Origin of the sequence: Leisingera sp. NJS204, assembly GCF_004123675.1 — a bacterium.
Lineage (GTDB): Bacteria > Pseudomonadota > Alphaproteobacteria > Rhodobacterales > Rhodobacteraceae > Leisingera.
Genome location: NZ_CP035417.1, coordinates 3762409 through 3788398, shown reverse-complemented (window position 1 = coordinate 3788398; position 25990 = coordinate 3762409). Strand labels below are relative to the sequence as shown.

General features: G+C 65.0%; 23 protein-coding genes. 12 read left to right on the top strand and 11 right to left on the bottom strand.

Going from position 1 to position 25990, the window contains the following annotated elements:
- Positions 1 to 7 precede the first annotated feature (7 nt).
- From ETW24_RS18395 to ETW24_RS18385, 3 genes are read right to left on the bottom strand one after another with little or no spacing between them, the layout of a single operon-like run.
- Complete coding sequence (locus ETW24_RS18395) at positions 8 to 2791, bottom strand: DUF4159 domain-containing protein (RefSeq protein ID WP_129372385.1); 2784 nt, start codon at positions 2789 to 2791, stop codon at positions 8 to 10.
- Positions 2788 to 3693 (bottom strand): DUF58 domain-containing protein, encoded by a 906-nt coding sequence (locus tag ETW24_RS18390; RefSeq protein ID WP_129372384.1) that lies wholly within the window; start codon positions 3691 to 3693, stop codon positions 2788 to 2790. The genes ETW24_RS18395 and ETW24_RS18390 overlap by 4 nt, the downstream gene beginning before the upstream one ends.
- Positions 3690 to 4697 (bottom strand): AAA family ATPase, encoded by a 1008-nt coding sequence (locus ETW24_RS18385; protein ID WP_129372383.1) that lies wholly within the window; start codon positions 4695 to 4697, stop codon positions 3690 to 3692. The genes ETW24_RS18390 and ETW24_RS18385 overlap by 4 nt, the downstream gene beginning before the upstream one ends.
- A gap of 64 nt (positions 4698 to 4761) precedes the next feature.
- Here ETW24_RS18385 and ETW24_RS18380 point away from each other — a divergent pair, with 64 nt between their 5' ends.
- Positions 4762 to 5358 (top strand): DUF1285 domain-containing protein, encoded by a 597-nt coding sequence (locus ETW24_RS18380; protein WP_129372382.1) that lies wholly within the window; start codon positions 4762 to 4764, stop codon positions 5356 to 5358.
- Positions 5359 to 5361: 3 nt separating this feature from the next.
- Here ETW24_RS18380 and ETW24_RS18375 read toward each other — a convergent pair whose 3' ends face one another.
- The gene (locus ETW24_RS18375; protein WP_129372381.1) at positions 5362 to 5676 is read right to left on the bottom strand and encodes a cupin domain-containing protein; all 315 of its coding nucleotides are present in this window, start codon (positions 5674 to 5676) and stop codon (positions 5362 to 5364) included.
- 212 nt (positions 5677 to 5888) lie between these two features.
- On the opposite strand from ETW24_RS18375, the gene ETW24_RS18370 reads away from it, so the two are divergent.
- Positions 5889 to 6641 (top strand): hydroxypyruvate isomerase family protein, encoded by a 753-nt coding sequence (locus ETW24_RS18370; RefSeq protein WP_129372380.1) that lies wholly within the window; start codon positions 5889 to 5891, stop codon positions 6639 to 6641.
- A gap of 90 nt (positions 6642 to 6731) precedes the next feature.
- On the top strand, positions 6732 to 6968 hold the full coding sequence (locus ETW24_RS18365) for a DUF2798 domain-containing protein (RefSeq protein ID WP_129372379.1): 237 nt from the start codon (positions 6732 to 6734) through the stop codon (positions 6966 to 6968).
- Between the two features lie 343 nt (positions 6969 to 7311).
- On the opposite strand, the gene polA is transcribed toward ETW24_RS18365, so the two are convergent.
- On the bottom strand, positions 7312 to 10113 hold the full coding sequence (polA, locus tag ETW24_RS18360) for a DNA polymerase I (protein WP_129372378.1): 2802 nt from the start codon (positions 10111 to 10113) through the stop codon (positions 7312 to 7314).
- A gap of 31 nt (positions 10114 to 10144) precedes the next feature.
- Between polA and ETW24_RS18355 the strand changes: the two genes are divergently transcribed.
- Complete coding sequence (locus tag ETW24_RS18355) at positions 10145 to 10654, top strand: hypothetical protein (RefSeq protein ID WP_129372377.1); 510 nt, start codon at positions 10145 to 10147, stop codon at positions 10652 to 10654.
- 109 nt (positions 10655 to 10763) lie between these two features.
- Here the strand turns inward: ETW24_RS18355 and ETW24_RS18350 are convergent, their stop codons facing one another.
- Together ETW24_RS18350 and ETW24_RS18345 are read right to left on the bottom strand one after the other, a co-directional pair.
- Positions 10764 to 11249, bottom strand: coding sequence for a flavodoxin family protein (locus ETW24_RS18350; RefSeq protein WP_129372376.1), 486 nt, complete (start codon positions 11247 to 11249; stop codon positions 10764 to 10766).
- 131 nt (positions 11250 to 11380) lie between these two features.
- Positions 11381 to 11575, bottom strand: a complete 195-nt coding sequence (locus ETW24_RS18345; protein ID WP_129372375.1) for a zinc-finger domain-containing protein — start codon at positions 11573 to 11575, stop codon at positions 11381 to 11383.
- Positions 11576 to 11646: 71 nt separating this feature from the next.
- Between ETW24_RS18345 and ETW24_RS18340 the strand changes: the two genes are divergently transcribed.
- The gene (locus ETW24_RS18340) at positions 11647 to 12576 is read left to right on the top strand and encodes an ABC transporter ATP-binding protein (protein ID WP_129372374.1); all 930 of its coding nucleotides are present in this window, start codon (positions 11647 to 11649) and stop codon (positions 12574 to 12576) included.
- 201 nt (positions 12577 to 12777) lie between these two features.
- Here the strand turns inward: ETW24_RS18340 and ETW24_RS18335 are convergent, their stop codons facing one another.
- On the bottom strand, positions 12778 to 13242 hold the full coding sequence (locus ETW24_RS18335; RefSeq protein ID WP_129372373.1) for a DUF1203 domain-containing protein: 465 nt from the start codon (positions 13240 to 13242) through the stop codon (positions 12778 to 12780).
- 234 nt (positions 13243 to 13476) lie between these two features.
- Here ETW24_RS18335 and ETW24_RS18330 point away from each other — a divergent pair, with 234 nt between their 5' ends.
- From ETW24_RS18330 to ETW24_RS18305, 6 genes are all read left to right on the top strand, one after another.
- Complete coding sequence (locus tag ETW24_RS18330) at positions 13477 to 16404, top strand: error-prone DNA polymerase (RefSeq protein ID WP_129372978.1); 2928 nt, start codon at positions 13477 to 13479, stop codon at positions 16402 to 16404.
- Positions 16405 to 16551: 147 nt separating this feature from the next.
- A complete protein-coding gene (gene gpmI / locus ETW24_RS18325) occupies positions 16552 to 18069 on the top strand; it encodes a 2,3-bisphosphoglycerate-independent phosphoglycerate mutase (protein WP_129372372.1) in 1518 nt (505 codons plus the stop codon).
- On the top strand, positions 18066 to 19199 hold the full coding sequence (locus ETW24_RS18320) for a murein hydrolase activator EnvC family protein (RefSeq protein WP_129372371.1): 1134 nt from the start codon (positions 18066 to 18068) through the stop codon (positions 19197 to 19199). The genes gpmI and ETW24_RS18320 overlap by 4 nt, the downstream gene beginning before the upstream one ends.
- 7 nt (positions 19200 to 19206) lie before the next feature.
- Positions 19207 to 20541, top strand: coding sequence for a S41 family peptidase (locus tag ETW24_RS18315; protein WP_129372370.1), 1335 nt, complete (start codon positions 19207 to 19209; stop codon positions 20539 to 20541).
- A 488-nt stretch (positions 20542 to 21029) separates the two neighbouring features.
- Positions 21030 to 22094, top strand: a complete 1065-nt coding sequence (locus ETW24_RS18310; RefSeq protein ID WP_129372369.1) for a bifunctional transcriptional activator/DNA repair enzyme AdaA — start codon at positions 21030 to 21032, stop codon at positions 22092 to 22094.
- A complete protein-coding gene (locus ETW24_RS18305) occupies positions 22091 to 22834 on the top strand; it encodes an isocitrate lyase/PEP mutase family protein (RefSeq protein WP_129372368.1) in 744 nt (247 codons plus the stop codon). Before ETW24_RS18310 ends, ETW24_RS18305 begins: the two co-directional genes overlap by 4 nt.
- Before the next feature lie 7 nt (positions 22835 to 22841).
- Here the strand turns inward: ETW24_RS18305 and ETW24_RS18300 are convergent, their stop codons facing one another.
- The 3 genes from ETW24_RS18300 to ETW24_RS18290 form a co-directional block, all read right to left on the bottom strand.
- The gene (locus tag ETW24_RS18300) at positions 22842 to 23219 is read right to left on the bottom strand and encodes a hypothetical protein (protein WP_129372367.1); all 378 of its coding nucleotides are present in this window, start codon (positions 23217 to 23219) and stop codon (positions 22842 to 22844) included.
- A 12-nt stretch (positions 23220 to 23231) separates the two neighbouring features.
- Positions 23232 to 23993, bottom strand: coding sequence for a DUF6478 family protein (locus ETW24_RS18295; RefSeq protein ID WP_129372366.1), 762 nt, complete (start codon positions 23991 to 23993; stop codon positions 23232 to 23234).
- An 89-nt stretch (positions 23994 to 24082) separates the two neighbouring features.
- Entirely contained in the window at positions 24083 to 24880 is a 798-nt protein-coding gene (locus tag ETW24_RS18290) for a hypothetical protein (protein WP_254695649.1), read from the bottom strand.
- A gap of 182 nt (positions 24881 to 25062) precedes the next feature.
- Between ETW24_RS18290 and ETW24_RS18285 the strand changes: the two genes are divergently transcribed.
- Positions 25063 to 25977: a CPBP family intramembrane glutamic endopeptidase gene (locus ETW24_RS18285; protein ID WP_129372365.1), complete on the top strand. Its 915-nt coding sequence runs from the start codon at positions 25063 to 25065 to the stop codon at positions 25975 to 25977.
- Positions 25978 to 25990: the final 13 nt, after the last annotated feature.

The following is a 25990-nucleotide window of genomic DNA, read 5'->3' as shown; positions in this document are numbered from 1 at the left end:
GGTTCCCCTATTGCCCCAGCCGGTCCAGCAGTGCGGGCACATGCACCTGGTCCGATTTGTAATTGCCGGTCAGCACATGCATCACCAGGTTGACGCCGAACCGGAACGCCAGTTCGCGCTGCCGCTCGCCGGCATAGCCGCGCCCGACCGGCAGCAAGGGCCGCCCGTTGCCGTCCACGGCCCAGGCCGCCGCCCAGTCATTGCCGCCGATCACCACCGGCGTCACCCCGTCGTTGAGGTTGCGGAACGGGATGCCCTCGGCCTGTTCCGCATCCGGCGGTGCGGCCTCGACCCAGACCGGGCCGCGGCTGTGGCGGCCAGGAAAGGCCTGCAGCAAATAAAAGGCCCGGGTCAGCACATGATCTTCCGGCAGCACTTCCAGCGGCGGCACGTCCAGCGGCAGCGCAATCTGCTGCAGCCGCCGCGCCGCCGGGCTGGTGGTGCCGGAGACCGCCAGATCCGCATCCCGGGTGTCGAACAGGATCATGCCGCCCGCCCGCAAATATGCGTTCAGCTTGCCGTAAGCCTGGGACGAGGGCAGCCGCTGATCCGGCGTGACCGGCCAGTACAGAAGCGGATAAAACGCCAGCTCATCGCGCTCCAGATCGACACCCGCCGGGGCGGCAGGCTCGACCGAAGTGCGGAAGAACAGCGTCTCGGACAGTCCGCGCAGGCCGGCCGCTGCGATGCGGTCCACCTCCCGGTCGCCGGTCAGCACATGTGCCAGCACCAGTTCCGAGGCCAGCTCCGCCGCTCTGAAATCTTCAGGCGCCGCTGCGTTCTGCGCCTGCATCTCCTGCGGCGCGGCCCATGCCGCCAGCCCCAGCGCAGCTGCCAGAGCCGCAGTCCGGGCACCGCCCAGCATGCCGGAAAGGACCAGCGTACCCAGTACATCCAGTACCAAGAGCCCCAGCGCCAGCGTCAGCAGCGCGCCGCCCAGCGGCAGCTCCTGCGGCGCGTCATAGCTGCTGACCGCAACCGAGGCAGGCCAGCGCGCGGCCTGCAGCTCATCGCCCGGGCGCAGCACATTGCGGGCCAGCATCCGGCGCCCGCCATCATAGACACCGGGGCGCAGCTCCGGCCCGGCGGGTGCCGTCACCAGATCCGGGCCTTTGACGCCGGGCAGCGTTTCCGCCGCCGCCAGCCGGCCAAAGCCGTCCAGCACTTCAACCGGGGTCCAGGTGGTGCCTTCCAGGTCCGCAGCCGTAGGTGCGGCGGCAGAGGAAGACACCGCCAGCCGCTCCAGCATCGACACAAACAGGCCGGACAGCGGCAGGCTGCTCCACTCCGCATTGGCGGTCACGTGAAACAGCACCACCTGGCCCTGGCCCAGCGTCTTGCGGGTGACCAGCGGCGTGCCGTCGCCCAGTTCGGCAATCACCCGGTCCGCCAGCTGCGGATCGGGCTGTGCAACCACCTGCGAGCTGATCGAGACCTCGCCCGGCACCTCCAGCCCGTAGAAGGGCGAGGTCTCGGCAAAGGGGGCCAGTGTCTTCGGTTCGCCCCAGCTCATCGCGCCGCCAATGCTGCGGCCGCCAATGCGCAACCGCACCGGCATCAAGGGTTCCTCTCCGCTGCGCGCGGTGTCGCTGGCGGCCAGCCTTGGCCCGGCAAAGCGCAACAGCAGACCGCCGTTTTCCACCCATGTGATCACCGCCTCTTCCTGTGCGGGCGCCAGCCGCGCCACATCCGCCAGCACGATCACATCCGGGTTGGCAGGCAGCAGGTCCGCCAGCGCGCCCTCCAGCAGCTCGGCAGAGGGCGCCAGCGCCTGGCGCAGGTAATGCAGCGGCGACAGAAGCGCCAGCGCTTCATCGGCGCTTTCAGAGGAGACCAGCGCCACCTCGCGCCGCCGCAAGCTGTCATCGGTCAGCGCCACTGCGCCTGCGGATTTCACCTCGCGGATTTCGAACCGCGACAGCCGCGCGCGCAGCTCGGCCGGCAGCGACAGCTCAGCAGTGGCGCTGCGGGCGCCATCCGCAAACCGCAGCGGCAGCACCGCCAGGCTGCGCGCGGTGCCGCCGGGGTCTTTGCCCTGCGCGACCACCGAAACCTCCTGTGCAGGCCCGGCGCGGTTGCGCTGCACCGTCAGTTCGATTGCCCCGCCGGAATAGCTGGCGGGCTGCAGCCCCAGTACCGGCAGCGGCTGCTCAAAAACTTCGATATCACCACGGCGGCCCAGGGCTTCGATCACTCCGCCGCGGTCCGGATACGCCAGCCCGTCGCTGAACCAGACGGTGTCAAATCCGCCCTCTGCCGCGGCAATCGCGGCCACGGTCTGCTGCAGCTGATCCGGTCCCGGCTGCCAGGGCAGGGGCGCCAGCCCGGCCAATTGCCGCTGCCAGTCGCTGGCAGCGCGGAACTGCAAGGGTTCCGGCGCGCTCAGCCGCAGGACGGCCACCGGGCGTCCGGCGCGGCCCGCCTCCTCCAGCTGCGCCGCGGCCTGGGCGCTGGTCTGTTTCCAGCCCGCAGCACCGCCCCAGCTGGCATCCATTACGATCAGCAGCGGCCCGCGGCCGCCTGCCTTTTCGGTTGCGGGATTGAGTACCGGCCCCGCCAGCCCGATGATCGCCGCCGCCACCGCCAGTATCCGCAGCAGCAGCAGCCACCAAGGGGTGCGGTCCGACAGGCTCTCGTCGTCCTTAAGGCCCAGCAGCAGCGTCACCGCCGGAAACGGCTGGCGCTTGGGGGCGGGCGGTATCGCACGCAACAGCAGCCACAGCACCGGCAAAGCCAAGAGCCCCAGCAAAAGCCAGGGCGCCGTAAAACCGATGCCTGCAATCATTGTCATGGCGCGGTCCGCTCCAATGCGTGGTAAAGCCACATCAGCGCATTTTGCGCCGTATCGCCCGTGTGATGCTGGCCAAACCGCCAGCCGGCCTCACGGCACAGGCGTTCCAGCACGCTGCGGCGCTCGGCCAGCCGGTCCAGATAGCGCTCCTGCAGCGCCGAGGCCTTCAATGTTTCATGTGTGACACCGCCCTTGATGCTTTCAAACACCGTGCGCCCGGAGAACGGAAAGGCCTCCTCTGCCGGGTCCAGCACCTGCAACAGCACCCCGCGCACGCCGCGTGCCGCAGCCTTGGACAGCGCCTGCTCCATCGGTTCGGACGGTCCCAGGAAATCCGAAATGAACAGCGCGCGGGCATGCGGGATCAGGGCACGGTCGTTCGGCGGCGCGTATTCCTGTTCCGCGTCGTCCGAGAGCGCCTCGGCCAGCCGCAGGATCTGCACATTGCCGCGCCGGGGCGGCAGGCCGCCGCCGGTCAGGCCAACCCGCTCGCCGCCCTGCACCATCAGCACCGAGGCTGCCAGCGCCAGCAAGCGGGCGCGGTCTGCCTTTTGCGGCAGCTTCGGTGACGAGGCAAACCGCATTGAGGCGCCGGTATCCACCCACAGATGCACCGTCTGGGAAATCTGCCACTCCCGCTCGCGCACAAACTGAATGTCGCCGCGGGCCGAACGCCGGTGGTCGATCATCCGGCGGCTGTCGCCCGCTTGCGCCGGCCGGTACTGCCAGAAATCATCCCCCGTGCCCGCGCGGCGGCGGCCATGTTCGCCCATCAGGACAGACCCGGCCAAATGCCGCGCCTGCACCAGCAAGGGCGGCAGGGCACTGGCCGCGGCCTCGGCCCGGTGCCGCAGTCCTGCTGCTGCACCAGAGGCCGGTACGGAGGCGGTTTCTCTGGTCACGCGGCGGCCCCGGTCCGGGCCAGATCAGCGGCGGTTTCCGCAATCAGGGCAGCCAGGCTGTCACCGCGCGCCCGCGCGGCAAAGTTCAGCTGCATCCGGTGGCTCAGCACCGGCTGCGCCATGTCCAGCACGTCCTCGGCATTGGGCGCCAGCCGCCCCTGCAGCAGCGCCCGTGCCCGAACCGCCAGCATCAGCGCCTGCGCCGCCCGCGGACCCGGCCCCCAGGCCACGGTCTGCGCCACATGGCCGGACACGCCGGGTTCTTCGGGGCGGAAGGCGCGCACCAGATCCAGGATCATCTCGACCACCGATTCCCCCACCGGCATCCGCCGCAACAGGGTCTGCGCGCCGATCAGCTCCGCTGCCGTAAACACCTGATAAGCCTCCGCTTCCTCTGCCCCCGTGGTGGCCAGCAGAATATCCCGCTCAGTCGCACGGTCCGGGTAATTCACGTCGATCTGCAACAGGAACCGGTCCAGCTGCGCCTCGGGCAGCGGATAGGTGCCCTCCTGCTCAATCGGGTTCTGGGTCGCCAGCACATGGAACGGCGCACCCAAGGGCCGGTCCTCGCCCGCCACCGTCACCATCCGCTCTTGCATCGCCTGCAGCAGCGCCGACTGGGTTCGCGGGCTGGCGCGGTTGATCTCATCTGCCATCAACAGCTGGCAGAACACCGGACCCGGCACAAACCGGAATGAGCGGTGGCCGTCCTCCGCCGTGTCCAGCACCTCAGACCCCAGAATATCCGCCGGCATCAGATCCGGGGTGAACTGGATCCGGCTGCCATCCAGCCCCATCACCGTGCTGAGCGTCTCCACCAGCCGGGTTTTTCCAAGGCCCGGCAGGCCGATCAGCAGCCCGTGGCCGCCGCACAAGAGTACCGACAGGGTAAGGTCCACCACCCGTTCCTGCCCGATAAAGCGCTTGGTGATCGACGCGCGCGCCTGTTGCAGCTTGGCTTCCAGCGCTTCGATGCCGGCCAGCAGATCGTCCGTTTCAGGCATGACATTCCTCGTTTCCCGGATATATGCTGTTACTCTATCGTGCTGACTGGAAATGGCAAAAGCAATGAGCGGACAAAAAGCTGTGACACCCGATGCCGGAGGCCTTGCCGCGGCGGCCAAAGCGGCCGGCAAGAAAGCCGGGAAGCGCGGAGGGCTGCCGCCGGTCCACCTGTGGAACCCGCCGTTCAGCGGCGATCTGGACATTCGCATCGCCCGTGACGGCAGCTGGCATTACCTCGGCACGCCGTTCACCCGGTTTGAACTGGTCAAGCTGTTCGCCTCCATCCTCAAACTGGAGGATGGCAAATACTACCTTGTTACCCCAGTGGAAAAGGTTGGAATCACCGTCGAGGACGCACCATTTGTGGCGGTGGATTTCGATGTTGAAGGCGCGGGGCGTGAGCAGGTGATCACCTTCACCACCAATATCGGCGACACTGCCGCGGCGGGGGCGGAGAACCCGGTCCGGGCCGAACGCGATGGCGAATCCGGCGAGCCGTCTCCGTACGTTATGATGCGGGCCGGGCTGGAGGCGCTGATCGACCGCAAAAGCTTCTACCGGCTGGCAGAGCTGGGAGAGCACCACGACGGCTGGTTCGGGGTCTGGTCCGGCGGGGAGTTTTTCCCGCTGATCCCTTCGGTGGAGCTGGAAGCGGACTGACCGCTAACCGGCGGAGGCTTCCTCCAGCAGTTCGGTTTCGACAAAGGCGCAGGCAAAGTCATTGCCGTTGATCACGTCATGCTCCACCCCGGCCTTGCGGAAATATGGAACCCCACGCTGCATCACCGCCTCTGTGCGCGTCCCGTCGGGATGGGCGATTTCCAGCACGCCGTCAAACAACGGCACCACGACATAGTCGAACCCGTGCCGGTGCCAGCCGGTGTTGTCGCCGCTTTTGGCAAAGCTCCATTCGGTCACGCGGACACGGTCGTTGTCAATTCTGACCGCCGGCTTGGCGGTTCCCATTGCATCACACATGGCTGTCTCCTCTGATACGTCAGCCTAGGCGTGTATCAATCCGCGCAGTTATGCCCACCTGCCGCCGCCTATGATGCCAGTTGCCACCCGGCGCGGCGGCAGAAACTTGCCGCTAAAGGTTAATAAGGATTTAATATGAAAATTCTGTTCTTTTGACGCCTTGGCGGCCCCTGTGCGCAGCGCTAGACCTTCGGGGAAGAAGGAGAACCCTCATGCCCCGCTTCGCGGCCAATATTTCGCTGTTGTTTGCAGAGCTGCCTTATCTCGACCGCTTCCAGGCTGCGGCCGCCGCCGGGTTTGAGGCGGTAGAGATCCTGTATCCCTATGAACTTGCCGCCAAGGAAACCCAGCGCGCCCTGCTTGCCAACGGGCTGGAGCTGCTGCTGATCAACGCGCCGCCGCCGAATTACACCGGCGGCACGCCCGGCTATGCGGCCATCCCCGAGGGCGTCGACCGGTTCCAGCGCGACATCCGCCGGGTGCTGCGCTACGCCGAGGTACTGAAGGCGGGCAAGATCCATGTTATGGCGGGCTATACCAAGGGTGCAGAGGCGCAGCGGACGTTCATTGAGAACCTGCAATGGGCCGCCGGCCGCGCGCCGGAGCAGCAGTTCACAATCGAACCTTTGAACAGCGGCGACCAGCCCGGTTATTTCCTGGACGACTACAACCTGGCGATGGAAGTGCTGGAGGCGGTGGACCGCCCCAACGTCGGTTTGCAGTATGATGCCTACCATGCCCAGCTGATCCACGGCGATGCGGCCAAGGTCTGGGAGATGTTCGGCTCCCGCGCCGTGCATGTGCAGATCGGTGCAGCACCCGGACGCTGCGAGCCGGGCACCGGTCCGGTCGATTTCCCGGCGCTGTTTGCCGCCATCGACGCCAGCGGTTATGACGGCTGGGTCAGCGCTGAATACACGCCCTCGACCCGGCGCACCGAAGACAGCCTCGGCTGGATGCGTTAAGCCGCCGCAGGCGGGCTGTTACATTCGTGAATTGAAATGTGATACGGCGGCCTGCATAAGGGCCGCAGGATCACAGGAAGGACCCCGCCGATGCTGCCCGCCCGCTTTGCCCCTCTGCTGTTCAGCCTGATCCTGTCGGGGCTGATGTCCTTTATCGTGACTGGTGTGGCGACCTGGAAAACGCTGGGGTTTGGTGCGGGTTTTACGCAGGCCTGGATGCAGGCCTGGTCGGTCAGCTGGCCGATTGCCTTTGCCGTCGCCTTCACGGCCGCACCGCTGGTGCGGCGGCTGGTGGCAAAACTGGTCAAAAAGCCGGCCGAAGGCTGAGGCCGGGCAGGGGAAAACTCCCGCCCGCTGCAAGCTGCATCTGCGATGCCGCAGCAGCCGTTGGGCGTGGCGCCGCTGGCGCGGCGCAGAGCCTATGCTGAGAAGCCCCTAGGGCAGGTCTGTCCTTGAGGGGCGTTCCCAATTGTTTTCAGCGCAGTCCGCGTCAAGGGCAAGCCGCGCTGAACGCGCGGAGCCTTGCGGCTCCCTCGACCCATGGTGGAAAGGGTGCGGCAATCGCCGCGCCGCGTCAGCGGCGCTTGGTTCAACGGGATGAGATCGCCAGATCGAAGCCGGACGGGAGTGCTTCGCCTGCCTCAAAAGGAATTGCCTCAAGAAAACTGGCTTAGTGCGCCTCCGCCCAGTTCTGACCGCGGCCTGCGTCCACCACCAGTTTCACGTCCAGATGCACTGCCGGATCGGCGGCGGTCTCCATTACCTGACGGGCGGCTGCGATGGTCTCCTCCACTGCCGCTTCCGGCACTTCGAACAGCAGTTCATCGTGCACCTGCAGCAGCATCCGTGCGGGCAGATGGGCAATCGCCGCAGGCATCCGGACCATCGCCCGGCGGATCACATCGGCAGCGGTACCCTGGATCGGCGCATTGATCGCGGCGCGTTTGGCAAAGCCTGCTTTCGGCCCCTTGGCATTGATCTCGGCGGTGTGGATCTTGCGCCCGAACAAGGTCTGCACATAGCCATGCTCCTTGGCGAATTCCACCGTCTGATCCATGTATTTGCGGATGCCCGGGAAACGCTCGAAATAGCGGTCGATGAACCCCTGCGCGTCCTTGCGCGGAATGCGCAGATTGCGCGCCAGGCCAAAGCCGGAAATGCCGTAGATCACACCGAAGTTGATCGCCTTGGCCTGACGGCGGATCTCCGGTGTCATCTGGTCCAGCGGCACCTCGAACATCTCCGACGCAGTCATGGCGTGAATATCCTGCCCCTCGGCAAAGGCCGCCTTCAGCGCGTCAATCCCGGCCATATGCGCCAGAATACGCAGCTCAATCTGGCTGTAATCCAGCGATAGCAGAACATTGCCCTCGTCCGCCACAAAGGCCTCGCGGATGCGGCGGCCTTCCTCGGTGCGCACCGGAATGTTCTGCAGGTTCGGATCGGTCGAGGCCATGCGGCCGGTGCTTGCCCCGGTCTGTGCATAAGACGTATGCACCCGGCCGGTTTCCGCATTGATATGGTCCTGCAGCGCATCCGTGTAGGTCGATTTCAGTTTGCTGAGCTGCCGCCAGTCCAGCACTCGCGCGGGCAGATCATGTTCGGTCGCCAGATCCTCAAGGATATCGGCACCGGTGGCATAGGCGCCTGTCTTGCCCTTCTTGCCGCCGGGCAGGGACATTTCGTCAAACAGGATCTCCCCCAGCTGTTTGGGGGAGCCGACGTTGAAGCTGCGGCCCGCCAGCTCGTGGATCTCGGCCTCCAAGCCAGCCATCTTCTGGGCAAAGGCATTGGACATCCGGCTCAGCGTATCGCGGTCCACCTTGATGCCGTTGCGTTCCATATCCGCCAGCACCGGCACCAAGGGCCGTTCCAGCGTCTCGTAAACCGTGGTCACCCGCTCCTGATGCAGCTGCGGCTTGAACGCCTGCCACAGGCGCAGGGTGATATCGGCGTCCTCAGCCGCATAAGGTACCGCGTCGTCAATCGGCACCCGGTCAAAGGTGATCGCCGATTTGCCGGACCCCAAGAGCGGCTTGATCGGGATCGGCGTGTGGTCCAGATAGCGTTCGGACAGCGCATCCATACCATGCCCGTGCATCCCGGCATGCAGCGCGTAAGACATCAGCATGGTGTCATCAATCGGCGCCACATCCACCCCGTAGCGGTGCAGGATCTTGGCGTCGTATTTCATGTTCTGGCCGATCTTCAGGATCGCCGGATCTTCCAGCACGTCCTTCAGCATTGCGACGGCCTCTTCCAGCGGCATCTGCCCGTCGGACAACCCCTCGCCGCCAAACAGATCATCGCCCCCGGCCTTATGCGCCAGCGGAATATAGCAGGCCTCGCCCGCTTCCACGCACAGCGAAATGCCGACCAGATCGACAACCATTTCATCAAGCCCGGTGGTCTCGGTATCCACCGCCACCCAGCCGCGCCGGCGGATGCGGTCCACCCAGACCTGCAAGGCTTCCGCCTCGCTGACGCATTCGTATTTGTCCTTGTCGAAAGGCACAGCTTCGGGTGCTGTGGCCTCAGCCGCAGCGGCGGGCGCTTCGGGAATGGCAGGTGCATCCATGCCCAGCTGATCGGCAAGGCGCTTGGTCAGGGTGCGGAATTCCATCTCCGACAGGAAGGTCAGCAGGGTCTCGGCATCCGGCTCCATCACTTCCAGATCCTCCAGCGAGAAATCCAGCGCCATATTGCAATCCAGCTGCACCAGCCGTTTGGACAGTTCAATCTGCGCGCGGTGTTCGATCAGGGTCTGGCGGCGCTTGGGCTGTTTGATCTCCTCGGCGCGGTCCAGAAGGCTGGTCAGATCGCCGAATTCATTGATCAAAAGCGCTGCGGTCTTGATCCCGATCCCCGGCGCGCCGGGCACGTTATCAACGCTGTCACCCGCCAGCGCCTGCACATCCACCACCCTGTCGGGGCCGACACCGAATTTCTCATGCACCCCGTCGCTGTCGATCCGCTTGTTCTTCATCGCGTCCAGCATTTCAACGCCGCCGCCGACCAGCTGCATCAGGTCCTTGTCGGATGAAATAATGGTACAGCGCCCGCCGGCATCACGCGCCTGGTGCGCCAAGGTGGCGATGATGTCATCGGCCTCGAACCCTTCAACTTCCTTGCAGGCGATGTTGAAAGCGCGGGTTGCCTCGCGGGTCAGCGGGAACTGCGGGCGCAAGTCCTCAGGCGCGGGCGGACGGTTGGCTTTGTAAAGGTCGTACATCTCGTTGCGGAACGACTTGCCGGAATGGTCGAATATCACCGCCACATGGGTCGGCGCATCGGGGCCTGTGTTGCCCTCCACATATCGCTGCAGCATGTTGCAAAAACCGGCCACTGCCCCAATCGGCAGCCCGTCGGATTTCCGCGTCAGCGGCGGCAGCGCGTGATAGGCGCGGAAGATGAAAGCCGAGCCGTCGATCAGATGGAGATGACAACCTTTGCCGAACTGAGTATTGCTCATGGTTATTTACTCCCGTTGATTTGGCGCCCGCATGTTTCAAAAAACCTTATCCTTCATCCCCCGCTGCACTGCAATTGCCGTTCTGCCGGTTGCACTGACGGTTCTCGTGTCTTGCACTGAACCTGTGGGCAATGATGGTACAATCGACGCCCTTTTCCCCGCAGAGTGTTCAACCGTGCAAGGCAGCCCGGGCAATTGTGCGCCCCTGGCGGCCTGCCTGGAAGGAGGAGAGATTTTCACTGGGGCCGCAACAGGCTGGCTTAAGGGCAGTTTCAGCGGCGAAACGTCCTCGGGCGTGCAGTGTACGGGCACATGGAAGGTGCAAAGCAAAATCGGCAATTACGGCACTGCGGACATTTCCTGCAGTGATGGCCGGGAAGGCTCCGCCCGTTTTGCATATGCGGATTTTGCATCGCACACAGTTTGGGGGGATGGCGAATTGTCGGGCGGCGGCAAACTCAAAGTATGGGCCGGGCCGGGGCTGAAAGAGCGTCTTAACAGAAACTATAGAACTGCCAGTGCTGTTTGTTCAGGGTTCTGAAGCCGAAACAGTTATGAATGGCCATTTTTTTGCCGAGAAGATTGCTATATATAACTGGCTGGACACAGGCGTGACCTAGGCATGGTCTTCAGCGCGCAAAGGTAAAGTGTCAAAACACCCCCATCGCCAGCCCCGCGCCCAGTGCCAGCCCCAGCTCGCGGCAGGCATCCAGCTGGTCCTCCGGGATCACCTTCTCCGCCAGAATAGCTTCGGGCGTTTGGGCATTGGTGCAGATGATCAGCGGCTCCTGCACCTGTTTCAATCGCCAGCCGGTGGCAATCCGGGCGCATTGCCGGGCGGCGTTTTCCCCATCCGATCCGGCACAGACCAGCTGCGCATAGGGCCGTCCGTTGAGCCGCCCCAGCACCGGATAATAGCAGCGGTCGAAAAACTCTTTCATTTGGCCGGACAGCGCCGCCAGGTTCTCCGGCGCGCAGAACAGATAGCCATCGGCCGCCAGCAGATCCTCCGGCCCGGCCTCTACGGCCCGTTTCAGAACCGTGGAAACCTCGCCGCGTGCCGCCTCTGCCGCCGCCTCCGCCATCCGGCGGCTGCCGCCGGTGCGCGAGTGGTAGACGATCAGAAGCTGTGCCATGTGCGCCATCCGTTTGCTTCAGCCCAGCGGGACCATACCGGGCGCTGGCAAATTTCTTCAAAGAAATTTGGCCGAAAAACTTGAATTCTCCGGTTCTCAGCCGCTGCAGGCCTGGGCTTGGCTGCGTTGGATCACTCCGCCGCCTTGGCCGCATCCTCATAGATATACTTGCAGTCGCAATAGGGGCATTCTACGAAACCCTCGGCCTCGGGGATCTGCAGATAGACCCGCGGATGCCCCAGCGCGCCCTCGCTGCCGTCGCAGGCCACCTTGCGGCTGTTCACGATCCTGGTTTCCGGCGCTTCAGGGGGCGTGGCGGTGCTCATGGCTGGCAGTCCTTTCACTTTTCGGCTAGGCGCTTTTATGAGCCAAGGAAAAACCGGGGGCAAGAGCGGCGATGACAAGCGATGCAATCCGTATCAAAGCTTTGCGTAAAATCTACAAAGGGCACAAAGGCCAGCCCGGGAAACACGCGCTGAAGGGCGTCGATCTCACGGTGCCGCGCGGCTCGGTCTTTGGGCTATTGGGGCCGAATGGCGCCGGTAAATCCACCCTGATCAATATTCTGGCAGGGCTGGTGCGCAAGACCAGCGGACAAGTGTCGATCTGGGGCTTTGACCAGGACGAAAACCCGCGCCAGAGCCGCGCCGCCATCGGTGTCATGCCGCAGGAGCTGAACCTTGATCCCTTCTTCACCCCGCGCGGCGCGCTGGAGGTGCAGGCGGGTCTTTACGGTGTGCCCGAACCCGAACGCCACAGCGACGAAATCCTGCGGATGATCGGCCTCACCGACAAGGCCGAGGCTTATGCCCGGACCCTCTCTGGCGGCATGCGGCGGCGCTTGCTGCTGGGCAAGGCGCTGGTTCACCGCCCGTCGGTGCTGGTGCTGGATGAACCTACTGCGGGTGTCGATATCGAGCTGCGCCAGATGCTGTGGCAGAACATCCGCAAGCTGAACGCCCAAGGCATGACGATCATCCTCACCACCCATTACCTGGAGGAAGCCGAGGAGATGTGCGACGAGATCGCCATAATCAACCAGGGCGAGGTGGTGGCGCGGGACAGCAAATCCAGCCTGCTGGGCCGGCTGGATGCCAAGACCATGGTGGTGCATCCGGCAGTGCCCGCCACGGTCGTGCCGCAGGGCGAGGGGATCGAGGCCAGTTTGCGCGAAGACGGCGCCGTGGTGCTGCGCTACCGCAGCCGCCTGACCAGCGCCGAGGACGTGCTGGCCGCGGTCCATGCCGCCGGTATTTCGATCCGTGACGTGAAGACTGAAGAGGCAGACTTGGAGGACGTTTTCCTGTCGCTGACAAAGTCTGCCTGAGCGGGATAGTCTGTCCGGCAGGTTGGAACATCTGTTCCGCGCGGCCGGCAGGCCGGGCCGCGCCTGCCGGCCCGTCAATCCGAAGGTTTGCCTCCGGCAAAACGGACATGCACGTGCGCGCCTGCCCAGGCAGACGCCGCCCTCAGTGTTCCGAGGTCAACGTGAGGGTTGGCACTTTCCCCTTCACCCCCGGTTCCCCCTTCACCCCCGGTCGATCCGCGCCTGGTAGCAGTTGTTGCGTGATGACCGGACGTGGATGTAGCTGACCCGCTCATCCGCAAAGATCGCTTCCGTCTGCCCCCTCATCTCCGCCTGCGGGATGACAATGCCGGTGCCGTAAACAATCCGGTGATCGGCGCTGTAGCCTTTGATCAGGTAATCCGGGGAGCCCGTCAATATCTCCGGCATCTCTTCGCCTTCGTGCCGTTCGCAATGATCGGCGCACAGGAAAATCGGCCCCGTCTCGGCATAGGGCTGCGCCTCGGGAAAGGGGCGGTGGGCCAGGGTCAGCATGCCTGTGCCATCGGGGATGTATTGCAGGCAGTGGCGGCAGGGGTTGCTGCCGCCGCCGGACACCGCGCGCTCCGGCACTTGGCCGTGGGCATCGGTGCCGCCATCCTGCAGCGCGCGGACAATTTCTGTGGGCAGGGCGGTGATCCTGATCATGCGTTTTCTCCTTTTGCTGACACCACCATGCCCGGTCCGCCCTGCCGCAATCGACCCGGATCTTGCGGATCCTGCTGTGGCCCGAAACAAAGCGCTCCCGCCCGTCGTGCGGGCATTGGAAATGCCCTGCGGCGGTTGGGCCAAGCGCCGCGCTGTGCGCGGCGCGGGCGGCGTTTGCGGCTGGCGTTGCGGCAGGACTCCACATGGGAACAAAACAGGAATATCATGCGGGCCATGTTTGCCGAATTCGCCTGCCTTTCCAACTTCACCTTCCTCACCGGGGCCTCCCACCCTGAGGAGTATGTGACCCGCGCGCTGGAGCTGGGGATCGCGGCGGTTGCCATTGCCGACGAAAACTCGGTGGCGGGCATCGTGCGCGCCCATGCCGAATGCCGCGGCATTGCCCGCCAGGTGCGCGAGCGGCAGGCCTGGAACCGGCAGAACACGCCCATCGGCCCGCCGCCCCCCGAAGGCATCGCGCCGCCGCTTTCTTTCCCTATCTACGATGCGCCACGGCTGATCCCGGCGGCGCGGCTGATCTTCAGTGATGCGCCTGAGGTGATTGCGCTGCCAGTGAACCGCGCGGGCTGGGGCAGCCTGACCCGGCTCCTGTCCACCGGGCGGCTGAGGGCACAGAAGGGCAGCTGTCTCCTGCACATCGCTGACCTGCTGGAATTCGCGGAGGGTCTCCACCTGCTCCTGTTGCCGCAGACGGAACATGGCCTCAGCGGCGCGGGCGGATGGGGGCCGCATATGGACGGGCTGACGCGCCGCTTTGCCGGGCGGATGCATCTGCTGATGGCGCCTGTCTATGACGGCGGCGACCGGGCACGGTTTGCGCAGCTCGCGGATCTCGCCCGGCATCTGAACCTGCCGCCGCTCGCCAGCGCCGCGCCAAAGATGCACCACGGCAGCCGCCGCCGCCTGGGTGATGTCCTCAGCGCCATCCGCCTGCGCTGCAAGGTAGAGACCCTGGGCCGCGCCGCCATGGCCAATGGCGAGCAGCGCCTGCGGTCCGAGGCGGAGATGCGCCGCCTGTTCCGGGGCCATGAGACGGCGGTGGACAACGCCGCCCGGCTGGCGGACCAGCTGACCTTTTCCCTGGATGAGCTGCGTTATGACTACCCGGATGAGGGGCGCGGCAGCGAAACCCCGCCGCAACGCCTGCGGCGGCTGGCCGAGGAGGGCCTGCAATGGCGCTATCCGGGCGGCGCGCCGGACAAGGTGCGCAGCCTGCTGGAGCATGAGCTGGCCCTGATCGGCAAGCTGAAATACGACCCCTATTTTCTGACCGTGCGCGACATCGTCGCCTTTGCCCGCTCCCGCGGGATCCTGTGCCAGGGGCGCGGCTCGGCAGCGAATTCGGTGGTCTGCTACTGCCTGGGCGTGACCTCGGTCAGCCCCGAACTCGGCACCATGGTGTTCGAGCGTTTCGTCTCCGAAGCCCGCGACGAGCCGCCGGACATCGACGTCGATTTCGAGCACGAGCGGCGCGAGGAGGTGATCCAGTGGATTTATGAACGCTACGGCCGCCACCGCGCAGGCCTCTGTGCCACGGTGATCCACTACCGCGGCAAACGCGCCATCCGCGAGGTGGGCCGCGCCATGGGCCTGACCGAGGATACCATTTCGGCCCTGTCCTCGCAGCTGTGGGGGTTTTTCAGCGCCAAGGGGGTGGAGGCCGAGCGGATGCGCGAGATCGGGCTGGACCCTGGCAGCCGCCGCCTGCAGCTGACGATGCAGATGGTGGAGCAGATCATCGGCTTCCCGCGCCACCTGTCGCAGCATGTGGGCGGCTTTATCATCACCCAAGGCAGGCTGGACGAGCTGGTGCCGATCGAGAACGCCACGATGGAGGGGCGCACAGTCATTTGCTGGGACAAGGATGACATCGACACGCTTGGTATCCTCAAGGTCGATGTGCTGTCCTTGGGCATGCTGACCTGTATCCGCAAGGCGTTTGATCTGCTGCAGCAGCACCACCAGCTGGATTACAGCCTGGCCACCCTGCCGCCCGAGGATCCGGCGGTCTACAACATGCTGTGCCGGGCCGACAGCATTGGCGTCTTTCAGGTCGAAAGCCGGGCGCAGATGAACTTTCTGCCGCGGATGAAGCCGCGCCATTTCTATGATCTGGTGATCGAGGTCGCCATTGTCCGCCCCGGCCCGATCCAAGGCGATATGGTGCACCCCTATATCCGCCGCCGCAATGGCGAGGAGCCGGTGCATTTCCCCTCGGACGCGCTGGGCGAAGTACTGGGCAAGACCCTTGGTGTGCCGCTGTTTCAGGAGCAGGCGATGCAGATCGCCATTGTCGGCGCGGGCTTCACGCCGGAGCAGGCCGACCGGCTGCGGCGGTCGCTCGCGACCTTCAAAAAACACGGCAACGTCAGCGAATTCCGCAGCCTGTTTTTGCGCGGCATGGCCAGGAACGGCTATGATAGCGGTTTCTCCGAGCGCTGCTTTTCCCAGATCGAGGGCTTTGGCTCTTACGGGTTTCCGGAAAGCCATGCGGCGTCTTTTGCGCTCTTGGTCTATGCCTCTGCCTGGATCAAATGCCACCATCCCGGCATCTTTGCCTGTGCGCTGCTGAATGCGCAGCCGATGGGGTTTTATGCGCCTGCCCAGATCGTGCGCGACGCCCGCGAACATGGCGTAGACGTGCGCCCGGTCTGCATCAATAATTCTTATTGGGACAATGTGATGGAGCCGGACGGCCATGGCGGGCTGGCGCTGCGGCTGGGGTTCCGGCAGGTGAAAGGCCTGCGCGATGAGGATGCCGCCTGGCTGACTGCGGCACGCGGCAATGGCTATACGGAGGTGGAGGACGTCTGGCGCAAGGCAGGCACTCCGCCGCCGGTGATTGAGCGGCTTGCTGAAGCTGATGCCTTTGCTGCCCTCGGGTTGAACCGGCGTGAGGCCTTGTGGGCGGCCAAGGCGATCACCGCCCGCAAGCCGCTGCCGCTGTTTGCCCGCGAGCTGGAGGGCGAGGGGATTTACGAGCCGGAAGCGGATCTGCCGCAGATGGGCCTGGGCGAGGAAGTGGTGGAGGATTACGTCGCCATGCGGCTGAGCTTGCGGGCCCATCCGGTGGCGCTGATCCGGCATCTGCTGACACCGCAGAACGCGGGCGGCGGCGCGGGTGGCGGGCCGGGGATTTGAGTATTTTTGGAAAGATGAAGCGGATTGGCGGAGGCTTGCTGCCGCCAAGCGCGCTGATAACGCCAACTGTGGCAGGAATGCCGGTTCACCCCGGCGCGGCGAGGCGTTAGAAGGCTTGCGAACACAGCCTTGCCCCGGAGCTACCCCATGACCGCACCCAAACCCGTTGTCCTGTGCATTCTTGACGGCTGGGGCAGCGGCGAGCCCGGCAAGGCAAACGCGCCTTATCTGGCGCAAACGCCAACCTTTGATGCGATCCTGGCCAAGGGGCCGGCCGCCCGGCTGATCACCCATGGGCCGGATGTCGGGCTGCCGACCGGGCAGATGGGCAATTCAGAAGTGGGCCACACCAACATCGGCGCGGGCCGGGTGGTGGCGATGGATCTGGGGCAGATCGACCTGGCGATTGAAGACGGGTCGTTCTTTGAAAACGGCGCTTTGCAGGCGTTTATCGCGCAGCTGAAAGAAAGCGGCGGCGCGGCGCATCTGATGGGGCTGGTCTCGGACGGCGGCGTGCATGGGCATATCAACCACATCCTGGCGGCGGTGAAGGCGGTGACGGACGCGGGCGTGCCGGTCTGGCTGCATGCAATCACCGACGGGCGCGATGTGGCGCCGAAATCGGCCTTTCGCCACTTCCGCCGGCTGGAGGAGAAGCTGCCCGAAGGCGCGCGCATTGCCACCGTCACCGGGCGTTACTTCGCGATGGACCGCGACAACCGCTGGGGCCGCGTCAGCGAGGCTTATGATGCGATGATCCATGCCAAGGGGCGGCCGGGGATGAATGCCCACGGCGCGGTGGACCATGCCTATAATCAGTCGGAAACGGATGAGTTCATCGCCGCCACCGTGCTGGACGGTTATCAGGGGGTAAAGGACGGCGACGGGGTCTTTTGCCTGAACTTCCGGGCTGACCGCGCGCGGGAGATTCTGCGCGCGATTGGCGAACCGGGGTTTGCTGAATTTGATGCGGGCGAGCGCCCCAAACTGGCGGGCCTGCTGGGCATGGTGGAGTATTCCGACAGCCATAGCGATTACATGACCACCTGTTATCCCAAGGCAGCGATTGTGAACACGCTGGGCGCCTGGGTGGCGAAGCAGGGCAAGCGCCAGTTCCGGCTGGCGGAGACCGAGAAATACCCGCATGTGACCTTCTTTCTGAATGGCGGCAAGGAAGACCCGGAAGAGGGCGAGGACCGGTTCATGCCGAAGTCGCCCAATGTGGCGACCTATGACTTGCAGCCGGAGATGTCGGCCCCCGAGGTGACGGAGAAGTTTGTCGAGGCAATTGCTGCGGGCTATGACCTGATTGTGACCAACTATGCCAACCCCGACATGGTCGGCCATACCGGCGATCTGAAGGCGGCGATGCTGGCCTGCGAGGCAGTGGACCGCGGGTTGGCGCAGGTGGTGGAAGCGCTGGAGAAGGCGGGCGGCGCGATGATTGCCACCGCAGATCACGGCAATTGCGAGGTGATGGTGGACCCGGAAACCGGCGGCGCCCATACTGCGCATACGCTGAACCTGGTGCCGGTGGCGCTGGTTGGCGGGCCGGAAGGCGCCACACTCCGGGATGGGCGGCTGGCGGATCTGGCGCCGACTATTCTGGAGCTGATGGGACTGGAGAAACCGGCAGAGATGACCGGGGAGAGCCTGCTGTCATGACGCTGCGGGCGGGCTTTTTGCTGCTGGCGCTGCTGACCGCACCGCTGCAGACGGCAGCGGACCCCGCCGGGGCCGCGCGCACGGCGGCGGCGCAGCTGGAGGGGGCTTCGGTGCAATTGCAGGAGGCCGGCAGCTCCCGCGACCGGGTGAAGGCGCTGACCGCAACCGTGCAGGCGTTTGAGGCCGGTCTGGCGGCGATGCGCGACGGCTTGCGCCGGGTGGCGCGGCGCGAGGCGCAGCTGAGTGCGCAGCTGGCGGCGCGGCAAGAGGAGGTCTCGGGGCTGCTGGGGATTATCCAGACCATTGAAACCTCGCCGCCGCCGGTGCTGATGGTGCATCCTTCGGGGCCTTTGGGCGCGGCACGCTCGGCTATGATGCTGGCCGAGGTGACCCCGGCCCTGCATGCCAGGGCGCAGTCGCTGAAGATGGATCTGGACGAGGTGCAGAGCCTGCGGCTGCTGCAGCAGAACGCGGCCAGGACGCTGGAAGAGGGGCTGGCGGGCGTGCAGTCCGCGCGGGTGCAGCTGTCTACCGCGATTGCCGACCGCACCACGCTGCCGCGCCGTTTCACTGCTGATCCGGTGCGCACCGCGATCCTGATTTCCTCGACTGAAACCCTGTCGGGATTTGCCGACGGGCTGGCCGAGATTGCCGGCGGTGACATCGCCGGGACCAGCGCTGACATCACAGAGCTGCGCGGCACCCTGCCGTTGCCGGTCGAAGGGCTGGTGCTGCGCGGCTACGGCGAACGGGACGCGGCGGGTATTGCCCGGCCCGGTCTGCTGATCGCGGCGCGTCCCCGCGCCCTGGTCACGGCGCCGGCCGCCGCCACCATCCGCTATCGCGGGCCGCTGCTGGATCTGGGCAATGTGGTGATTCTGGAACCGCAGCCGGAGACGCTGTTTGTGTTCTCCGGCCTGGCCGAGGTGTTCGGCGAGGCGGGGCAAGTGATCCCCGAGGGCACGCCGGTGGGATTGATGAGCGGAGAAAATCCCAAGCCGGATGCAATTCTGTCACTTAGCGGTGAAGGGGGTGGAACTGACCGGACAGAAACGCTCTATATAGAAGTGAGAATGGACAACAGCCCGGTGGATCCGGAAACATGGTTCCGCACTGGAAAAGGTGGATGAAGGCTTGATGAGAAAATTTGCGATGGCCGCCATTGGCGGCACGCTGGCAGGGATTGTCGCTACAACCTATGTTGCGGGCCCGTTGCTGGCGCAGGAAGGCACGCGCGAGGCAAATGTCTATGAGCAGCTGGACCTGTTCGGCGACATCTTCGAGCGTATCCGCGCCCAATACGTCGAGGAAGTCGACGAGAAGGAACTGATCGAGGCGGCGATCGGCGGCATGCTGACGTCGCTGGATCCGCATTCCAGCTACCTGTCGCCGGATGATGCGGCCAGCATGCGGGTGCAGACCCGCGGCGAATTCGGCGGCCTGGGGATTGAAGTCACGCAGGAAGAGGGCTTTGTCAAAGTTGTCTCGCCGATCGACGGCACCCCGGCGGACGAGGCCGGCATGGAATCAGGCGATTTCATCACCCATGTGGACGGCGAAAGCGTGCTGGGCCTGTCGCTGGACGATGCGGTCACCCTGATGCGCGGACCAGTGGGGTCCGAGATTGTGATCACCGTGGTGCGCGAAGGCGAGGCCGAGCCGTTTGATGTCTCGATCATCCGCGACACCATCAAGCTGACGGCGGTGCGCAGCCGCATCGAGGGCGATACCGTGGTGATGCGGATCACCACCTTTAACGATCAAACCACCACCAACCTGGTGTCCGGGCTGAAAAAGCAGATCGAAGATGCGGGCGGCAAGGATAATGTGAACGGCATCGTTCTGGACCTGCGCAACAATCCCGGCGGGCTGCTGACCCAGGCGATCAAGGTGGCGGACAGTTTCCTGGAATCCGGTGAGATCGTCTCGACCCGCGGCCGCGACCCCGAGGACGGCGAGCGGTTCAACGCAACGCCGGGCGATCTGGCCGATGGCAAGCCGATTGTGGTGCTGATCAATGGCGGTTCGGCCTCGGCCTCGGAAATTGTGGCCGGTGCGCTGCAGGATCACCGCCGCGCCATCGTCATCGGCACCAAGTCTTTCGGCAAGGGATCGGTGCAGACGGTGATGCCGCTGAAGGGCGAGGGCGCGATGCGTCTGACCACTGCGCGCTATTACACACCGTCGGGCCGGTCGATCCAGGCGCTGGGCGTCAGCCCTGATATTGTGGTGCAGCAGCCCCGCCGAACCGCTGCGGCTGAGGAGGAGAACGACTCGCCTGCACGCCGCTCGCGCTCCGAGGCCGATTTGCGCGGCAGTCTGAACAATGACAGCCTGAGCGAGGATGAGATCCGCCAGATCGAAGCCGACCGCGAAAAGGCCGAAAAGGCCGCCGAGCTGCGCGAAGAGGATTACCAGCTGGCCTATGCCATCGACATCCTGAAGGGGCTGGTTGCGCTGGGACCGAAGTAAGGCTTGGCCATATTGCAGCACAAAGGGGCCGTCCGGCTGGGCGGCCTTTTTTCTGCTCTGCTGTTCACGTGCCGGCCGGGCGGAAGCAGGGGGCGTTGCCCCCTCAGGCCTTGCGGCCCTCACCCCCAAGGTATTTTTGGCCAGAAAGAAGCGGCAGGGGGGTGGCGTTTGCGGGCAGCACGGAGCGCCGCCGGGCAGAGAATGGACAGACCCCGCGGGGCCTGCTTGGACAGGAATTCCTGAACGACCCCCTTTTTATCGCGGCCGGTCTCTGGGTGCTGCGCAGACAGCCGCACAGCTTGCCCGCGCCTTGTGCAATGGGTGATCGACCAGGGGAGTGTATGTTGTGAAAACCTGATGATCAGGTGAAACCGGCGTACGCTGAAAGGGCAACACCCAACCCGGCGCAATGCATTTGTCGCGTCAAAGTGAATATCAACGCCCGATCTCCGGCGCATTGATTGCATGGGCTGGGCTATGTTCGCCCCATGATGTTTGACCTGCCTGATTCCCCGACGCTGTACCAAGCGCTGATCACACGTGATGACGCCTATGAGGGGCGCGCCTATGTGGGCGTGACCTCCACCGGCATCTTCTGCCGCCTGACCTGCCCGGCGCGCAATCCGAAGTACGAGAACTGCCGCTTTTACGCCAGCCCCGGCCAATGTATTGAGGCGGGGTTCCGCGCCTGCAAACGCTGCAAGCCGCTGGCGGCTGCTGCCGGGGATGATCCGATGGTACAGGATCTTCTGGCCCGGCTGGAGGCGCGTCCCGCCTATCGCTGGGGCGAGAGCGATCTGGCGCGGATGGGGCTGGATGCGTCCACCGTTCGGAGGGCGTTCAAGCGGCATTTCGGCATGACCTTTCTGGAAATGGCCCGCCAGCGCCGCCTGCGCGAGGGGTTCACCGCGCTGAAAGCCGGCGAGCCGGTGATTGCGGCGCAGATTGATGCCGGGTTTGAAAGCGCCAGCGCCTTTCGCGCGGCCTTTGCCAAGCTGGTCGGGATTGCGCCGGGCGCCTTCCGCAAGGACGCGCTGTTGCTGGCCGACTGGATCGACACGCCGCTGGGCGCGATGATTGCGATCAGCTGCCGGCACCAGCTGCATCTGCTGGAATTTGCCGACCGCAAGGCGCTGCCGCGGGAAGTGGCCAGGCTGCAAAAGGCGCAGCCCGGAGGGATCGGCTTTGGGCGGCCCGCGCCGACAAAGCAGATCGCCGAAGAGCTGCAGCGGTTCTTTGCGGGTGACGGCGCGGATTTCCAAACCCCGCTGGCTCTGCATGGCACCGGGTTCGAGCGCGAGGTCTGGCGCTACCTGCTGACTATTCCGGCCGGCGAAACCCGCAGCTATTCGCAGATCGCGCGCGAGCTGGGCCGCGCTTCGGCCACAAGGGCGGTGGCGCGGGCCAATGGTTCCAACCAGCTGGCGCTGGTAGTACCCTGCCACCGGGTGCTGTCGGCGGATGGATCGCTGACCGGTTATGGCGGCGGCTTGTGGCGCAAGCAGCGGCTGATCGAGATTGAGACAAGCTACAAACAGAGGATTTCTGCATGATATATTCCGACCGCGCACGCGCCTTTGCGGCGCTGCATCAGCCGGGCAACCCGGTGGTGCTGTATAACATCTGGGACGCAGGCAGTGCTAAGGCGATTGCCGGGGCGGGGGCCGCGGCCTTGGCGACCGGCAGCTATCCGGTGGCCGTTGCGCAGGGCTTTGCCGATGGCGAGCAGATCCCGTTGGAGTTTGTTCTGGGCAACGCTGAACGCATCATCGCCGCCACGGATTTGCCGGTGACAATTGATTTTGAGGGCGGTTATTCCCGTGCGCCTGAACAGCTGACCGCCAATGTTAAACGGCTGGCCGAAACCGGCGCCGTGGGGCTGAATTTTGAGGACCAGGTGGTTGGGACGGCGGAGCTCTACAGCATTGAAGAGCAGGCCCGGCGGGTTGCTGCAGTACGGGCGGCCAATGCGGACATTTTTGTCAATGCGCGCACAGATTTGTTTCTGAAGGAAAAAGATGCGTCGAAACACGCGGGCCTGATGGCGGAGGCGCTGGAACGCGGCGCGGCTTATGCCGAGGCCGGCGGCAATGGGTATTTCATCCCCGGCCTGACTGATCCGGATCTGATTGCACAAGTCTGCGAGGCAAGCGCGCTGCCGGTCAACACGATGATGCGCGGTATCACGCTGGAAACCGCGCGGCAGGCAGGCGTTGCGCGCTGCAGCTATGGCCCGATCCCGCACGCCAAGCTGATGCAGGTGCTGGCAGAGCATTTCCAGACATTGGTGTAACCGCCGCTCAGGTGGTTTCCAGGCAGTGGCGGCGGAAGGCGCGTTTCAGCATGTCGAGTTCTGCGCGCAGCAGTTCGACCTCGGCGCGCAGATCGTCCGCCACAGCCTCCCCGGCGATCAGGGTGAAATCACCCAGACGGGTGCCGCCGGCGGCATCGAATATCACGAAAGTCTGCACCCCGTCGGCCAATGCCTCGGCGGGGACCGGCACTGAGATCAGCCATTCGCCGCCTGCCTGGCCTTCTTTCAGTTTTGCATCGGCCACCGGCTGATCCTGGAACATCACGGAAATCTCGGGCCGCGCGCCGCTGGCGGGGGCGTTGCTGATCCGGCCCTCCCAGATGCCGTTGCGGAAGCGGATTTTGGTCAGTGACAGGTCGCTCATGGCTCAGGTTCCTCAGATCGCCGCGCGGCGGTGGCGCGAGAAGGTCAGGTCGCGCAGGATCACCTGGTTCATATCCGGCGCTTCAAATATCAGATCAAGCCAGATCTTTTCGATCCGCTTCTCGTTCAGCTTGGAATAGGCCAGGTCGAACTCCACCACGATGTTCTTTTGCTCCTGCGGCAGCTCGCGCACGATCTGTTCGGTATTGGGACCGTGCTGGATGTTGAGCCGGGCAAAAATCTCGATCGGTTTTTCGGATTCGATAATGCTGTCGATCCGCAGCAGATGCTGCCGGGTCATGCCATTGGCAGCGGCGGGCGGCAGGTCGATCACCAGCGACAGGAACGAGCCGTCGAATTGGAACACATCCATGCGCAGGCCGAAGGGAGCAAGGTCTTCTTCGCGGGTGTTGCGCAGCTGGCGCAGGGTCAGTTCGGAGAAGGCGCAATCGTGAAACAGCTGCGCCTCATCGCCGAGCCGGGCCTTGGCGGGGACGGAGGACAGCCCGCATTCGGGCAGCGGCCCGCGCCACAGTTCCGGGCGCCAGGACCAATCGGTGCCATGCGGGCGCGGAAAGAAGGAGGAGCCGATCTGCGGCAGCGCCAAACGGCCGTCGGCGGTGTGGATCAGCCGGTCCAGATGGGTGCGCAGCTGGCGGGCCTGATTGCGCTGGCGGCGCAGTTCAGACAGCGGCGCGCGGGCCGACTCTTCTGCGGCTGCGCGCCAGCGGCGCAGGCTGCGCAGGTGCAGCAGCCGGTCCATGATCCTGCCCATCGTGCTCTCTCTTGCCTGTTGCGCCGTGTTGCGGAGTCCGGCCCGCGCGGTAATGCGGCGGGCGCTGGCGCCAGTGTAACCGCTGGCGGCTATTGAAATAAACCGGCAATCCGCTGGCTAAGCCCGCGTTTTTTGCGAAGGGCGGGCGTGGCGCCGGTTTCCGGGGCGCCGGCGGCTGCCGCTGCGGGCCGTGCCAGGGGGCGCAGGGACCGCCGGGGGCCTTTGGGCAGCACCGCGCCGGCTTCCTCAAGATCCGGCAGGGTGGAGGCTTCCAGTGAGCGGTGGGTCACTTCGTTCAGCAGCGCTGCCCCCTGGCCTCCCAGGGCGCGGCTGCCCTCCGGTGCATAGAGCGCCAGGGCGACCAGATGCCGGTCGAGCACAAAGGCACCGCGCCAGTGAACCGGACTGGCCCCTTCGGCGACGGCTTCGGGGAATTCCAGCCGGACCAGCGGCAGCAACTGGTCGTCGCGGGTTTCCAGCAGCGTGGCACCGGGGAACATGGCCACGATATCAGCCGCTTGCGGGGCTGCGGCGTCTTGTTGTGCCGGACCGATCGAGGCGGTCAGAACGGCCGCATTGCGGGAGCCGAACCAGCGGTTCCGGTCCAGCCGGCTGCAATGGGCAATCAAGGCAAAACCGCCGCTGTCATCCGCCGTGCTGCTGCGCCGGTCAAAGCAAAAGGTTTCCGGGGCAGCCAGCAGCACGCCGCCGCCGGCAAAGGACATCACCTGGCCGCTAAGGCGCGGCGCCGGGCCGGACACGCGGGCGGCAAAGGACATGCCTGTGGGGGCGGGGCTGCATCCCGCCAAGGCCAGGCCGGCCAGCGCGGCGGCGGCTGCAGCTCTGCGCAGTCCTGGCGCCTTTCCGCCGGGGAGCGAAAAAGACACGGGTTTCCCGTTGTTTGTTCTGGTCACTGCGGTCCCTGCCGGTCTGTTTTTTTGACAAATTTATTACGGGCAGGGCTGCTGCGCGGCAAGTGTGAACCGCGCGCCGGGCTGTCTGCCTTGCCATGGCGTTGCAGCAATGCATAACGTTGGCGCAATTTGCCGCCATTCCAGCCGGAGGACACATGCAGCACAGGCACAGAGACGGGTACAGCGACGGGCACAGTTACAGGGCGCATGAGGCCTTGGTGCGCTTTGCCCGGCTGCAGCCTGCGCTGTGGCGGCTGCTTTTGGGGCTGGTGCTGGTGGCGGCGGTCAGCTTTGCGATGACCGCGGCGCTGCAGGTGATGGTGGCGGGCCTGTTCCCCGGCGCCTGGCTGCAGGGGCTGGGTGACGGCAGCAATCCCGGCGCCATGCTGGTGCTGCTGGGCAGCTTTGCCTTTCTGTCGCTGGGGGTGGCTATGGCGGCGCGGCTGTTTCACCAGCGCAGCTTTGCCACCGTCACGGGGCATCTGGTGCCGCTGGTCTGGCAGTTCGGCAAGGTGAGCCTGTATCTGCTGGGGTTGAGCGTGCTGATCATGCTGCTGCCGCCCTACAGCATGGGGCCGGCGATGACCCCGAACCTGCCGGTCTGGACCTGGCTGGGCATTCTGCCTTTGTCTGTTGCCGCGGTGCTGGTGCAGACCTCTGCGGAGGAGATCCTGTTCCGCGGTTATATCCAGCAGGCGCTTGCGGCACGGTTCCGCAGCCCGGCAGTGTGGCTTCTGGGGCCGTCGGCGCTGTTTGCATTGGGGCACTATCTGCCTGCCGAGGCCGGGGAGAATGCGCTGCTGATCACCGTCTGGGCCGGATTGTTCGGGGTGCTGATGGCGGATCTGACAGCGCGGGCCGGTACCTTGGGTCCGGCGATGGCGGTGCATTTTTTCAACAATGTTACTGCATTATTGCTGTTTGCTTCGCCGACCAGCCTGAACGGGCTGGCGCTGTATATGATCCCCTTCGAGATGGCGGACGTGCAGGCGCTGCGGCCTTGGATGGCGGTGGACTTTGCGCTGATGCTGGTTAGCTGGCTTTGCGCACGGCTTGCCATACGCCGCTGATTGCAATTGCGGC

What these genes read in the sequence shown, in the direction of transcription:
- ETW24_RS18395 (WP_129372385.1), bottom strand. Translation starts at nt 2,791, where the DNA reads ATGACAATGATTGCAGGCATCGGTTTTACGGCGCCCTGGCTTTTGCTG.
- ETW24_RS18385 (WP_129372383.1), bottom strand. Translation starts at nt 4,697, where the DNA reads ATGCCTGAAACGGACGATCTGCTGGCCGGCATCGAAGCGCTGGAAGCC.
- ETW24_RS18380 (WP_129372382.1), top strand. Translation starts at nt 4,762, where the DNA reads ATGAGCGGACAAAAAGCTGTGACACCCGATGCCGGAGGCCTTGCCGCG.
- ETW24_RS18375 (WP_129372381.1), bottom strand. Translation starts at nt 5,676, where the DNA reads ATGTGTGATGCAATGGGAACCGCCAAGCCGGCGGTCAGAATTGACAAC.
- ETW24_RS18370 (WP_129372380.1), top strand. Translation starts at nt 5,889, where the DNA reads ATGCCCCGCTTCGCGGCCAATATTTCGCTGTTGTTTGCAGAGCTGCCT.
- ETW24_RS18365 (WP_129372379.1), top strand. Translation starts at nt 6,732, where the DNA reads ATGCTGCCCGCCCGCTTTGCCCCTCTGCTGTTCAGCCTGATCCTGTCG.
- polA (WP_129372378.1), bottom strand. Translation starts at nt 10,113, where the DNA reads ATGAGCAATACTCAGTTCGGCAAAGGTTGTCATCTCCATCTGATCGAC.
- ETW24_RS18355 (WP_129372377.1), top strand. Translation starts at nt 10,145, where the DNA reads ATGTTTCAAAAAACCTTATCCTTCATCCCCCGCTGCACTGCAATTGCC.
- ETW24_RS18350 (WP_129372376.1), bottom strand. Translation starts at nt 11,249, where the DNA reads ATGGCACAGCTTCTGATCGTCTACCACTCGCGCACCGGCGGCAGCCGC.
- ETW24_RS18345 (WP_129372375.1), bottom strand. Translation starts at nt 11,575, where the DNA reads ATGAGCACCGCCACGCCCCCTGAAGCGCCGGAAACCAGGATCGTGAAC.
- ETW24_RS18340 (WP_129372374.1), top strand. Translation starts at nt 11,647, where the DNA reads ATGACAAGCGATGCAATCCGTATCAAAGCTTTGCGTAAAATCTACAAA.
- ETW24_RS18335 (WP_129372373.1), bottom strand. Translation starts at nt 13,242, where the DNA reads ATGATCAGGATCACCGCCCTGCCCACAGAAATTGTCCGCGCGCTGCAG.
- ETW24_RS18330 (WP_129372978.1), top strand. Translation starts at nt 13,477, where the DNA reads ATGTTTGCCGAATTCGCCTGCCTTTCCAACTTCACCTTCCTCACCGGG.
- gpmI (WP_129372372.1), top strand. Translation starts at nt 16,552, where the DNA reads ATGACCGCACCCAAACCCGTTGTCCTGTGCATTCTTGACGGCTGGGGC.
- ETW24_RS18320 (WP_129372371.1), top strand. Translation starts at nt 18,066, where the DNA reads ATGACGCTGCGGGCGGGCTTTTTGCTGCTGGCGCTGCTGACCGCACCG.
- ETW24_RS18315 (WP_129372370.1), top strand. Translation starts at nt 19,207, where the DNA reads ATGAGAAAATTTGCGATGGCCGCCATTGGCGGCACGCTGGCAGGGATT.
- ETW24_RS18310 (WP_129372369.1), top strand. Translation starts at nt 21,030, where the DNA reads ATGATGTTTGACCTGCCTGATTCCCCGACGCTGTACCAAGCGCTGATC.
- ETW24_RS18305 (WP_129372368.1), top strand. Translation starts at nt 22,091, where the DNA reads ATGATATATTCCGACCGCGCACGCGCCTTTGCGGCGCTGCATCAGCCG.
- ETW24_RS18300 (WP_129372367.1), bottom strand. Translation starts at nt 23,219, where the DNA reads ATGAGCGACCTGTCACTGACCAAAATCCGCTTCCGCAACGGCATCTGG.
- ETW24_RS18295 (WP_129372366.1), bottom strand. Translation starts at nt 23,993, where the DNA reads ATGGGCAGGATCATGGACCGGCTGCTGCACCTGCGCAGCCTGCGCCGC.
- ETW24_RS18285 (WP_129372365.1), top strand. Translation starts at nt 25,063, where the DNA reads ATGCAGCACAGGCACAGAGACGGGTACAGCGACGGGCACAGTTACAGG.